Source organism: Paenibacillus xylanilyticus, assembly GCF_013359935.1.
GTDB classification, from domain to species: domain Bacteria; phylum Bacillota; class Bacilli; order Paenibacillales; family Paenibacillaceae; genus Paenibacillus; species Paenibacillus xylanilyticus.
The window spans coordinates 1-12,401 of sequence record NZ_JABMCB010000119.1 but is presented as its reverse complement, the minus strand read 5'-3'; the positions used below and the strand labels follow the sequence as shown (position 1 = coordinate 12,401).

Annotated in this window: 5 protein-coding genes and 1 pseudogene; 5 read left to right on the top strand and 1 reads right to left on the bottom strand. The window is 43.1% G+C overall.

Annotated features, from left to right (window positions below):
* Positions 1-101: 101 nt before the first annotated feature.
* From HP552_RS01395 to HP552_RS01380, 4 genes are all read left to right on the top strand, one after another.
* A complete protein-coding gene (locus HP552_RS01395) occupies positions 102-344 on the top strand; it encodes a DUF5316 family protein (RefSeq protein ID WP_175393928.1) in 243 nt (80 codons plus the stop codon).
* 93 nt (positions 345-437) lie between these two features.
* Positions 438-857 (top strand): hypothetical protein, encoded by a 420-nt coding sequence (locus tag HP552_RS01390; protein WP_175393927.1) that lies wholly within the window; start codon positions 438-440, stop codon positions 855-857.
* Between the two features lie 216 nt (positions 858-1,073).
* Positions 1,074-2,501, top strand: a complete 1,428-nt coding sequence (locus HP552_RS01385; RefSeq protein ID WP_175393926.1) for a PAS domain S-box protein — start codon at positions 1,074-1,076, stop codon at positions 2,499-2,501.
* Positions 2,502-2,918: 417 nt separating this feature from the next.
* Positions 2,919-3,776, top strand: coding sequence for a methyltransferase domain-containing protein (locus tag HP552_RS01380; protein ID WP_175393925.1), 858 nt, complete (start codon positions 2,919-2,921; stop codon positions 3,774-3,776).
* Between the two features lie 43 nt (positions 3,777-3,819).
* On the opposite strand, the gene HP552_RS01375 is transcribed toward HP552_RS01380, so the two are convergent.
* Positions 3,820-11,028 carry an Ig-like domain-containing protein gene (locus HP552_RS01375; protein WP_175393924.1) on the bottom strand — a complete coding sequence of 2,403 codons (7,209 nt, stop codon included), beginning with the start codon at positions 11,026-11,028 and terminating at the stop codon, positions 3,820-3,822.
* A gap of 598 nt (positions 11,029-11,626) precedes the next feature.
* Between HP552_RS01375 and HP552_RS01370 the strand changes: the two are divergent.
* Positions 11,627-12,080: pseudogene (locus tag HP552_RS01370) on the top strand (helix-turn-helix domain-containing protein).
* Positions 12,081-12,401 lie beyond the last annotated feature (321 nt).

Genomic DNA, 12,401 nt, shown 5'->3' with positions numbered 1-12,401 from the left:
CCTGCAGGTTAACGTAAATAGGACTTCACTTCTTCGCATGCAACTTTTTCCTATAATAAACGTTTTATTAAGAACTTGGGTAATGGGAAGGAAGATGAATTGTGAATTTTTTTATTTATCTAGGGATCATTTTCATTTTTGTTTCTGGAATTTGTATCGGAGCATGGACGACTGGTAACCAACAAAGAGGTAATTTTTATTCAGAGTCTAATGAAGACCGTAAAATAAAGAAGAAAGTTGCTACATGGTCTGCTTTAGCTGGTGTATGCTCGTTTACAGTTGCTGGATTGATTTATCTGTTAAACATGGGCAGGTTAGTTTCGTTAAAAAAGGATTTTATTTAGCTTTTCTAGAAAGTAAAATAAAGTAAATTAACTTCTTGAACAGTTGCACTCCTTTTATGTTTAACAATACAATTAATAAGGAGGAATCATGAAATGGTTAATGTTAAATCTAAGATCATTGGCCTTATTGGTTTACTGCTAACCGTAACAATAGTTTTTGTTTGTTCATATCAGATTTATCTCAATGTAGGACATGTTCATAATTATTTTTCGCCAAAGTTAACCTCTGTTATTGCTGCTGAAGACGCCTCAGACGGATGGAAGCCTATAATATTTGACGGTAAGGACTCAATTGAATACGATTCTATCTTCTGGCACAAGGCAATCACTAATGGTGCCAACAGTGACCGAAACGTGTTATTGAGAGTTAAAGATGCAAAAGGGGATATTGTCATTGAGGAATTCCAAGTATCTCCTGGGACCAGCAAGCATTTAGATCACCTGAATAATGATACAAAGTACTTCTTTGAAATTAAAGCTGAAGAAGGACAATTCATTCTTAATGCAACATAAAAGAATAAGAATGTAATTGAATTCGAGACCCGCTTTTTGATTACTTATAGGGATTTTGAAATTGTGAAAGTAAAATCATCATTCAACTAACGGGAAACGTTAGTTTAACATAGTGTAAATTTGTAAAACGACATCAGCCCGTTATGTGGAAGGAAAATGTTATATAATCGTCGAATCTACCTTGAAATCGAATCTTATCCGGGGTGAGAATAACATATGAACAAAAGAGGCCAGCTTGTACAGTTCGCCCATCAACAATTTAGCGAAATTCTCTCGGAACAACAAGGAATGACTTTCAAATTCGAATTAAATCAAGGTCGATTTATACATACGTTCTGCGCAGGGCAGCTACTTTATAAAATTGGCTTGTCTCCTGAAATGATTATTGGAAAGGAACTAAAAGATTTTCTTCCCTCCGATATAGCTGAGTATAAAGAAACTTTTTATAATGAAGCCTGGCAAGGAACAGAGGGGATCTCCTACGAAGGGGAAAAAGCAGGGATATTCTACCTTGCATCCTTACGACCCATCAGACAATCAGGTACGGTGATTGAGGTCATTGCTTCTTGTGTAGATATCACAGAACGAAAGAAAGCTGAGGAAGAACTAAGAGCAACAAAAGAGTTGATGGAATCTTTATTTGGGAACTCTGTTGATGGCATATTTATCGCAGATATGGAGGGTAAAGTCATCCGAGCCAATCATTCTTTTGAGAAAATATTTGGTTGGAGAGAAGATGAGCTAATTGGGGAGGAGGTCTTTTCTTTCCCCATAGTTATGAAGTCAGAATTTATAGAATTCAGGAAGCGGTTACAAAAAGGAATGGAAGTGATCAGTTTCGAAACTGCTACATCACGTAAGGATGGAGAAATGGTAAATATCCATTTAACATTATCCCCTTTAAAGGATGCTCAGGGTAATGTTATTGCTCTTAACGGGATCACGAAAGATATTTCTGAACGTAAAAGGTCAGAAGACTTCCTTCGAAAAGCAGATAAATTAAATGTGGTCGGCCAATTAGCGGCTGGTTTTGCACACGAGGTCCGTAATCCTCTAACCACTCTGCGTGGGTTCTTACAATTAATGCAATTAAGAAAAAAATGGGATTCAGATTACGGCGAAATTATGGTAGCCGAAATCGACCGTATCAATAGTATAATTAGTGAGTTTTTAACTCTAGCAAAGCCAAACTCGATGAGCTTTAAAAAATATGATGTGGGGATCATCCTGCAGAATGTCATTACTCTATTAGAAGCCCAGGCCACTTTAAATAATATTCAATTTCATATGCAAGTGGAGAGCTGTCTTCCATTAGTGAAGTGTTCTGAGATTGAAATCAAGCAAGTATTTATTAATATTATAAAAAATGCAATTGAATCTATGCCCCGGGGCGGAATAATAACTATCTCCTCTTTTGTTCAAGCGAACAATATCTACATTCGTTTTACAGATCAAGGTGTTGGTATTCCTGAAACATTAATTCACCGTTTAGGTGAACCCTTTTTCACGACAAAAGAAAAAGGGACAGGTCTAGGTTTAATGATGTGTTATAAAATAATAGATGATCATATGGGGAAACTAGCTGTTAAAAGTATGGTTGGAGAAGGAACTACGTTTGAAATCAAGATCCCTTTTATTAGCTGAATGAAAGATAAAAGACTAAAATCGTTTGATGCCGGTGTGAAGGATTCGTCTTCTAACAAGAATATTTATTCGAAGCAGAACCGAAGTTTCGTGATATGCTCGGTCAAACTAACCAAATAGAGAAACGCAGGAGTTGCTGAATATCAGAAGTGAATAAGTATGAAAATAACCAAATTAAGAACCGTCTGATAGTGAATCTGAGTTGAACTAACGAAAGTAACGATACCTTAATAAACTCAAGAAGCAGCTGATCTAGGAGATCAGCTGCTTCTTGTTTAACCGATTAGCAGATAAGAACTAATGAAATTTGTTAATGATCTAACAGTGACAAAGGGTGAATGACTTATGCATTCCTGTCCCCATTTGAATAGCATAAATCAACACAAACAACTTAATCGGAAAAAGGTGAGTAGAAGGATGCGAGTTGATTTGGGTAGTGGAACAAATAAATACAAAGATTGCATTGGGATAGATCGATTCGATCATGAGATGACGGATATGGTTCATAATTTTAACCGACCCATTCCAATGAAAAACGATAGCGTGGATTTTGTCATGTGTTCACATAGCTTACAATACGTCGATAATTTAAATTCAGTCATGCAGGACATTTATCGAATATGCAAGCATGGAGCTATTGTGTGTATTGTAGCCCCATACGCACATGCGACCATGCATATGGCAAATCCCCAGTTTAAACAAAAATTCAATGAACATTCGCCCCAATATTGGACGACTTGCCCGGGATCCATACAAGAGGATAACGAGTTTTCCTTTGATTCATCAATCGTTTTATCGCAACCGCAAATTTTTCATCAGACCAATATGGATTTCAGATTACTGAAAATGGAGTTTTTTTATTTCCCTGCTTACCATGGCTTGTATAATGAGTTAGAACTAGGGATTCTTAGACAATCGCAGCTTAATGTAGCTCACCAAATTATGTATCATTTATTGGTCGTGAAAGAAGCAATTTCCGACGAGGAGATTGCTATCATTAAAGAAAGTCAGCGATTGGAAGAGCCGGATTACATTCAAGGACAACGAATGCAATGGATAGATAAAGAGGATGCGGAGCAACCATATAATTTGGAAAATCTCCGGTTCGTACCACCTGAAGAAACAGTGGTACCCGACGTGAGAATCGAAGAAAAGCCCCTTATGCCTCAGAGAAACAGCACAAGGGGCTCAAGAAAATCAACTAACTCTAAAACACGGCAAGCAACTAAGCGAAAAGTATCGCGTAGGAAAAAGAGCTCCATTAAGAAATTGTAAATTCTTTATTGAATAAAAACCGTAATACGATATTAGATCTAAGCTACTCATCATCACCGGCGCTAATCTCAACAAACACTTGAACGGTGTACTCTTTACCTAATAGATCCGTTACAATGACCGTGAACTGAATTCGTCCAGTGTAGTTTCGGTTGGGTACGAGTTTAAATGAGCCATCTTCTTTCAGTGTGAGCTTACCATTTTGCGGAGCTTTAAGAACTCTAGCCCGGGTAATCCTTCCTAGACCAAGTGAGTTAAAGTCGCCATAGAGTGTTTGATTCTCATCACCCTTTAAGTTTAAGGTTAGAATCCCACTGCCAAGTTCAAAAGCGACTCCCGCTCCTGTTTCAATACCACCTACTCCTGAATCCGTTCCAGTTCTCCCTGCGCCTGTTCCTACGTCTAATGGGCCAGACAGTGCACTAACATTTATGATTACGTTGTACTGAACCAATCTACCTTGTGCATCAATATATTGAATGGTAAAACAATCTGTTCCTACGAAACCTGGGTTCGGCGTATACACATACGAACCATCCGCTCCTAAAGAAATCACGCCATGAGTGGGACCACCGGCTAATATATAGGCACTGCCCCCTCCTGGAGCCGCGCTTCGGATCGGTGTTCCCGAAATTGTAGCTAGTTGAGCTGTAATTGTAAGTGGTGGCAGCGGAATTCCAGGTGGAGTACCTGGTTCTCCAGGACTCACTGGATTTACCGGATTTAGGGGCTCGCTCGGACTTACAGGAAAGACCACAACCGTCACTGTAGCGGTAACACTCCGGCCTAAACTGTCAGTGACGACAACGGTGAACGTATCGGTTCCTGTAAAATTCGAATTCGGAACGTATACAAATTCTCCAGTCGTCGAACTAAGGGTAACATTTCCGTTTTGAGGTGAGGATCCAATGGTATATGAGAGTGGTAAATTATCAGGACTACTGGCCAATATTTGGCCAGATACAGGCTGCCCCTCATTGGTGCCAACTCCAATACTCGTGGTGATTGGACCGCTCCCCGATGCAGAAACCACCGTAACGTTAACGGGAACTAAGGTTTTTTGACCCGCACTATTTGTGACAACAACGGTAAATGTGTCTGAACCTACAAACCCCGGATTTGGTGTATAAATGAACGTGCCGTCTGGATTAAGAATCACTGTACCGTTACTTGGAGAAGCACCAAGCGAAAACGTCAGCGGTAAACCTGCTGGGTCTGTAGCGTCAATGACACCCGAGACGCTTTGCCCCGCAATAGTGGCGACATTTACTGGCGGAGCAACGGGAACATCTCCGACAACCGTGACTGTTACTAGAGCAATATCATTCAGTCCGTATGCATCCGTTACGATGACCGGGAAAGTGTCAACACCGGTATAGCCAGTATTTGGTGTATACGTGAATGTGCCATCTGCGTTTACGACCGCTGTTCCGTTGGCTGGAAGCGGAACGTAGAGCGTATAGATCAGCGCAGTGGTGTCCGGATCGGTTCCAGTAACTCTGCCCGAAACTGGCGTATTAATTGGTGTGATCACGAAAACGTCAGGAGCAACTGGCGGTACTGCCACCACTAGAATGGTTACTGTGCCTGTTGTTGTTGCACCATAGGTGTCCGTTGCAACAACCGTAAACGTATCGGTCCCTACGAAAGCAAGATTGGGTTGATACGTAAACGTACCATCCGGATTAACGACAACTGTACCATTCACAGGTAGGGTTGCTAACTGAACGGTGACTGGAACGCCTTCAGGGCTTGTTGCGTTTAATTGACCATTTACAGGCGCATCGGCATTCGTTGTGAATTGGGTACTGTTAATCACTGGTGGCAGAATCGGGATTGTAATCGTTACAGTGGTTACGGTACTTGCTCCATTGATATCAAACACCCACACGGTAAAAGAATCTACTCCAGCAAAGTTAGTATTTGGTGTATAGGTGAACGAGCCATCTGGATTGAGCACAACTGTGCCGTTGACGGGTACGGAACCAATAAGATAAATGAGTGGATCAGCATTGGGATCAGAAGCAATAATCTGCCCGCTAACAGGTGTGTTCAAGGAGCCAATTAAGTTTTGGTCTTGGGCTGTAGGTGGCTGATTCAGAACGGTAACAATTGCCGTAGCTACCGCCGTTCCACCAGAAGGATCGCTGGCAATAACGGTAAAGCTATCTTGACCGACATATCCTGGATTTGGAGTGTAGGTAAACGTTCCATCGGCATTGACGACAACAGTTCCGTCAACAGGTGGAGAATTCAATGAAAAGGTAATTGGATTCCCTACCGGGCTTATAGCCGTTACTACACCAGAAACAGGTATGTTTTCAAAAGTGCTTACACTCGTACCCAGAGCCACAGGCGGTATATTATTTATTATTATAGTGACTGCACCAGTACCTACCCCGCCTCCTGTATCCGTCGCTTGAACTGTAAAACTGTCTGTACCTACAAAACCTGGATTAGGCGTATACGTATACGTGCCATCCGGATTAACAGTAACCGTACCATTGGCAGGAGGGGAAAGGACGGCAATGGTAATAGGTTCACCAGTAGGATCTGTGGCAATGACTTGCCCGGAAATGGGTGTATTCGTATTTGTACTAACCGTCTGATTGAACACAACAGGCACGTTGGCATTCACATTAACCGTAATTACTGCAGATGCAACGCCTCCACGGCTATCCGTGACGGTGATCGTAAAGAAGTCTGTCCCCACATATCCAGGATCCGGTATATAGGTGAACGTACCATCTGGATTCACAACCACGGTACCATTAATGGGCGGGTTATCTAGTGCGTAGGAGAGTGGGTCACCATCTGGATCGGTGGCAGTGACTTGGCTACTAATGGGAATGGACTGAGAGGTGTTGAGTGTCTCATTTTGAACGATCGGTGGTTGATTGACGACTTCAATTCGAACTGTAGATACAGTCGTACCACCCTTTCCATCACTCACCAGTACAGTGAATGCATCTTGACCTTGGAATCCGGAATTGGGTGTATACGTAAATGTTCCATCCAAATTGACGGTGGCTGTGCCGTTCGCTGGTGGTGAGAGCAGGGTATACGTCAGTGGGTCACCATCTGGATCGGTGGCGGTTACCACCCCATTAATCGGAACGTTGGCCGGTGTGCTGATTTGCACATCCTGTGTCACTGGAGGTTGATCAATGATATTGACCGTAACTACAGATGTCGCTGTCCCCCCCAAACCATCACTAACAAGGACCGTAAATGAATCTGTACCCACGACTCCAGCATTTGGCGTGTAAGTGAACGTACCGTCCGGATTGACAATGACCGTGCCAAGTGCCGGAGTTAATATCACGGTATAGGTAAGAGGATTTCCGTCCGGATCCGTTGCAGGAATCTGGCCACCGACCGGGGTATTCTGAACCGTGTCAACGGTGAGATTCTGAGCGACGGGGGGTTGATTATCAACATTGACCGATACAGTTGAAGTAACAGGGATACCACTTGTGTTCGTTACCGTTACAACGAACGTGTCTGTCCCCACAAATCCAGCATTTGGGGTGTACGTAAAAGCCCCCGTGGCTGGATCCAACACAACCGTACCATTTGGCGGTGGTGTGGTTAGGGTATAAGTCAGCGTTTCTCCTTGTGGGTCGGTTGCTTGAATTTGACCCGCTACAGGCACATTAGCATTCGTATTCAGGGTAAGATCGGATGTGATAGGTGCGGATACCGGGACACCAATCTGAACATTAGATATCGCCGTTCCACCTTTTCCGTCACTCACCAGTACTGCAAAGTTATCAACTCCAAGGAACCCTGCATTCGGGGTGTACGTAAATGCACCCGTAGCTGGATCAAGAACAAGCGTACCATTAGAAGGCGGTACAGATACCGAATACGTAAGTGTATCTCCATCTGGATCAGTTGCTGGAATTTGACCATTTATCGGTGTATTAAAATTGGTCGATAATGATAGATCTTGAGTGATAGGTGGCTGGTCGATGACATTGACCATAACCGAACCGACAGCTGTACCACCTTTGCCGTCGCTGACAAGCACCGTGAATGAATCAATGCCAACAAACCCAGTGATAGGCGTATAGGTAAACGTGCCGTCTGCGTTAACGACAGCTGTACCGTTACTTGGTGGCGATTGTAATGTATAGGTAAGAGGATCTCCATCTGGGTCCGTAGCAACGACTTGACCGTTAACGGATGCATTCTGAAGGGTAGAAAGCGTCTGATTGGTCACTACTGGTGGTTGATTGGCTACCGTTATAGTTACTGTAGACACGGCCGTTCCGCCGCGGCCATCACTTACGAGTACCGAGAATGTATCTAATCCCACAAAACCTACGTCTGGCTGATAACTGAAACTTCCGTCTGGATTGACGGTGACAGCCCCATTGCTTGGTGGGGAAAGCAAACTGTACGTCAGTGGATCTGCGTTAGGATCAGTCGCAATAATCTGTCCAACTACCGGTGTATTTTGTAGTGTTGCGAGTGACTGATTTCCTGTAATCGGAGGAAGATTCTCCACGTTAATTGTAACCGTGGCAATGGCAGAGGCACCTGCTGGATCACTAACAATGACTGTAAAGGTATCTGTACCAACAAACCCTGTATTCGGCGTATAGTTGAAGCTTCCGTCTGCATTCACTATCACACTTCCGTTAGTCGGAGGGGAATTCAAAGCATACGTTAATGGATCTGCATTAGGATCAGTTGCAATAATTTGTCCGGCCACAGGCGTATTTCCAGGGGTGTTGAGGGTTTGATTCTGTGCAACCGGCGGCTGATTGGTTACTACGACGGTTACATTGCTGAGAGCAGTTCCACCGCGTCCATCACTAACCAACACGGTAAACGAATCGGTGCCTATAAAAGTAGGATTAGGTGTATAAGTGAATGTTCCGTCCGTATTGACGATAGCTGTGCCGTTAACAGGAGGTGAATTAAGAGTAAACGTTAGCGGGTCCGCATTGGGATCCGTAGCAATAACTTGACCGAAGACAGGAGTGTTCTCTGGTGTCGTCAGGTTCACATTTTGGGTAGTTGGAGGCAGGTTAACTACGGTGATGGTAACTGTTGAAACGACAGATCCCCCGCTAGGGTCACTAACAAGTACCGTAAATGTATCCACACCAATAAAGTTGGTATTGGGGGTATAGGTAAAGGTTCCGTTTGGATTGACCACGACACTGCCGTTTACCGGTTGTGAGTTCAAATCATACGTTAACGGATCACCATCTGGATCCTGCCCAATGACTTGACCGAAAACAGAGATGTTCTCCGGAGTTGATAAATTCACATTCTGTGTTGTCGGTGGGCGATTGTTAACTTGTACGGTAACGGTAGAAATGGCTGTAGCCCCGTTAGCATCCGTGACCAACACCGTAAAAGAGTCTGTTCCTGCAAATCCAGGATTAGGTGTATAGGTAAGACTACCGTTTGGATTGACCGTGACTGTGCCGCTTGCTGGAGGTGAATTCAGTGCATACGTTAATGTATCTCCATCGGGGTCTGTAGCTACGATCTGTCCATTGATTGGTGTATTTTTATTGGTCGTCAGATTCAAATTCTGAGCAAGAGGTGGACGATTAACAATAGTGATCGCTACGGTGGATACCGCAGTTCCTCCAAGTCCGTCACTTACTAAAACAGTGAACGAATCAGGACCAACATATCCGGTATCAGGCGTGTAAGTAAATGTCCCATCTGCGTTCACCACAACGGTTCCACTAGTTGGTATCGAGTTTAGAGAGTACGTAAGCGGATCTCCATCTGGATCTGTACCTATAACTTGGGAAGAAACAGGTACATTTTCATTTGTCGTATACGCATAGTTGGGGACAGTAGGTGGACGGTTGTTGATCGTAACGTTGTTCCCGTTAGATTGGGACATGCCTTCGAAGACTGGCCCGCCCGGAAGACTTTGAAAGTTGTACGTCAGGTTGGCTACGTTGGATTGAGTCGAGCCGGATGGGCGAGAGACGATCTGAACGGAGTACACGATCGTCACCGTTTGACCCGGAGCGATCACGCCTAGATTCAGTCCCGTTACTGGGCTTGCTCCAGGCTGTGGAACGCCATCTACAGACAAGCTACCCGGAACGAAGCTACCGGAGCTAGGAAAACTATCCGTTAAAAGAACGAGTGTGGCCGAGGCTGTTCCCACATTGGAAGCGGTAATCGTATACTGGATCGTATCACCAACAAAAGCTGAAGTTACATTTGAGTTCTTATTGAAAACAAAAAAAGGAGCATTCACATCCACCTGGAGTCCAGCACTATTTACCATATATTGATCTTGGGTGGAAAGAAGCCTAATAACGGCCGAAGTCTGGGAGTTCACAAGTTCTGCGGAGACATCCACGTTTGTAATATCCCATCCCTGCCTAGCACCAATGACAGGTGTTCCTGGAGCACTATTCCGGTTACCAAATGTTCCGTTAGTATTGATTAATCCCTGGTCGTTGTTAATCTGGGATGCAAAAAAGTTATTAACGGGGTTGTTGGGCCCAGAAATAGCGACCAGTGAGTCAACAGTAGGCCCAAAGAGAGCCTGGTCCCCTGTAATTTGAGGGTCCCCTTCGCAAGCACTAACCATTAAACGGCCCGTTACGGCACCTGTTACTGGCGTGCCAAAACCGGTTATGGATGCAGTGGCTGCGCCGATGGTTGCATTCACGATTTCGGCACCCACAAAAATGCTCATATTACGGGAGGGAAGGAATGGACTTGCGTAAGCTACTGCAAGAGTCCAACCTGCAAAGTTTGTATTGTTTTCCGTTGCAGAAGCTGTTCCAGGAATTCCAGCTGCAACATAAGTTCCCGCACCCGCTTGTTGAACTAAAGCAGTAACATTAGCTGAGTTAACATAAAAGTTGGCTGCTGGTGCGGTATTAGCTGCCGTTGCAGGATCAGGAGCCACAGAAAACGTACCTGCTGGCGTCGTAAAAGTGATTGGATTTGGGATGGCCCCACTTACATTGGAACCACCATAATTATAACTTCCCGCCCAAATCAGTTCTGCATATAATACTTCTGAACCTGCAGGTAAACTAAGGATTGCAGCAGACGAATTTTGAATATAATTGAGTGTCGTACCTAATGGAAAGTTTCCTACCTGTGAAGATGTATTAAGTGTAATGAAAGCGCCAATTGAACCCGCAGTACCTTGGTTATTCTGGTTCGCTACTTTGTTTAGCCCCATCGTGTTGCCTGTAAAAGTCATAGCTCCGTTCATCGTGGTGTTGTACCTAAGAATAAAAGCCATAAAACAGTTTCACCCCCAAAATGGATAATGGTTTCAGGGATATATATTAAATGTTTAGTTTGTACTATTCAGAATATAGACTGAAAAATTCAAATTACAGGGAATGCTTATTCCCTAAACACTTTGGGTCAATTTTCCGTCCGACTGCCAAAGAGAAATTAGGAGAAAATATAAAAATGAAGTGATCTGATTTTAATCGTACTTAATTTAACGTCTAGTTGAATGGATTGTGTCAGATTAATTCATCATGGAAGGATAAAATTAAAATGAGAAAGTCCACCTATGCTGCGAAAAGGTGGACTAATCTATAGGAGGCAGACGAAAGTCTACGTATAAATTATATACAGTTTGAAGAATTTTCATTCGTAGCACGAGAAGACTCCATCGATCAATACAGATTGTAAATGGTCACCACGTTTTCCTGATATCTTTGAGAGACTACTTCGTTATCTTACTGTATCCTCAATAGTTTGTATTTTTTTATCTTTACTGTGTTGCAACTTGGGGTTGCGGGGTACCGCAACCAAAGCGTTCTTTACTTCTATATGCAATTAATCTAGTATAAGCTTGTAAAATTTACAGAAAGGTAGTTGCTAATATGATCTTTGGGGAGAAGTTAAAAGCGGAAAGAAATAAGAAAAGTTGGTCACAAGAAGATCTGGCCGAGAAGCTTTATGTGAGTCGACAATCGGTTTCCAAATGGGAAAATAATCAAAATTACCCCCGGGATTGAAATGATTATCAAAATAAGCGATTTGTTTGAAATATCTATAGATGAATTATTAAAGGCGGACGAAGAGTTGACAAAAAAGGTGATAAAAGAAAGCAAGCAACTAGCGCACCTAAAATTAAAGTTTCTGTTTGATGTCTTCATTTCAGTAGGCCTTGTGCTGTTGGTGGTCAAACTCGTTGTCCTCTTTCTGAACAAAATAACTGCGCTGGAGATTGCATTATATGGTGGGTCATTCCTTTGGAACTTCGGTTCTTTAATTTTAATGGTTGTGGGGGGATTCGGCTCTAGCGTTCTAAAAGAAAAATACAAACAAGATTAATGAGACGACAAGGCATCCTTGGATAGACAGAAGGTGCCCCAATTATAAGTTACTACTTTTATCGGTTCAGTTAGTGCAGGACCATCTTAAATATAGGGCCAGCTTTAGGATATCGTCGATAGGAACTTCAGTTTGAAAATGGCGATGTATTAAAGCTGCTTTGTGTAAGTAGTTTTGTCCATTAAGCTCCCTCGAAATGATTCAGTTTTCTCACTCAGGCTCATGAATTCGCAGGATTTCATCCTATAGTTAGTACGAAGAAGAGGATGTGGGCGGAGCCGGTGGCGAAAAGACGTAAAAATAGGCATGCGGGAATAAAGG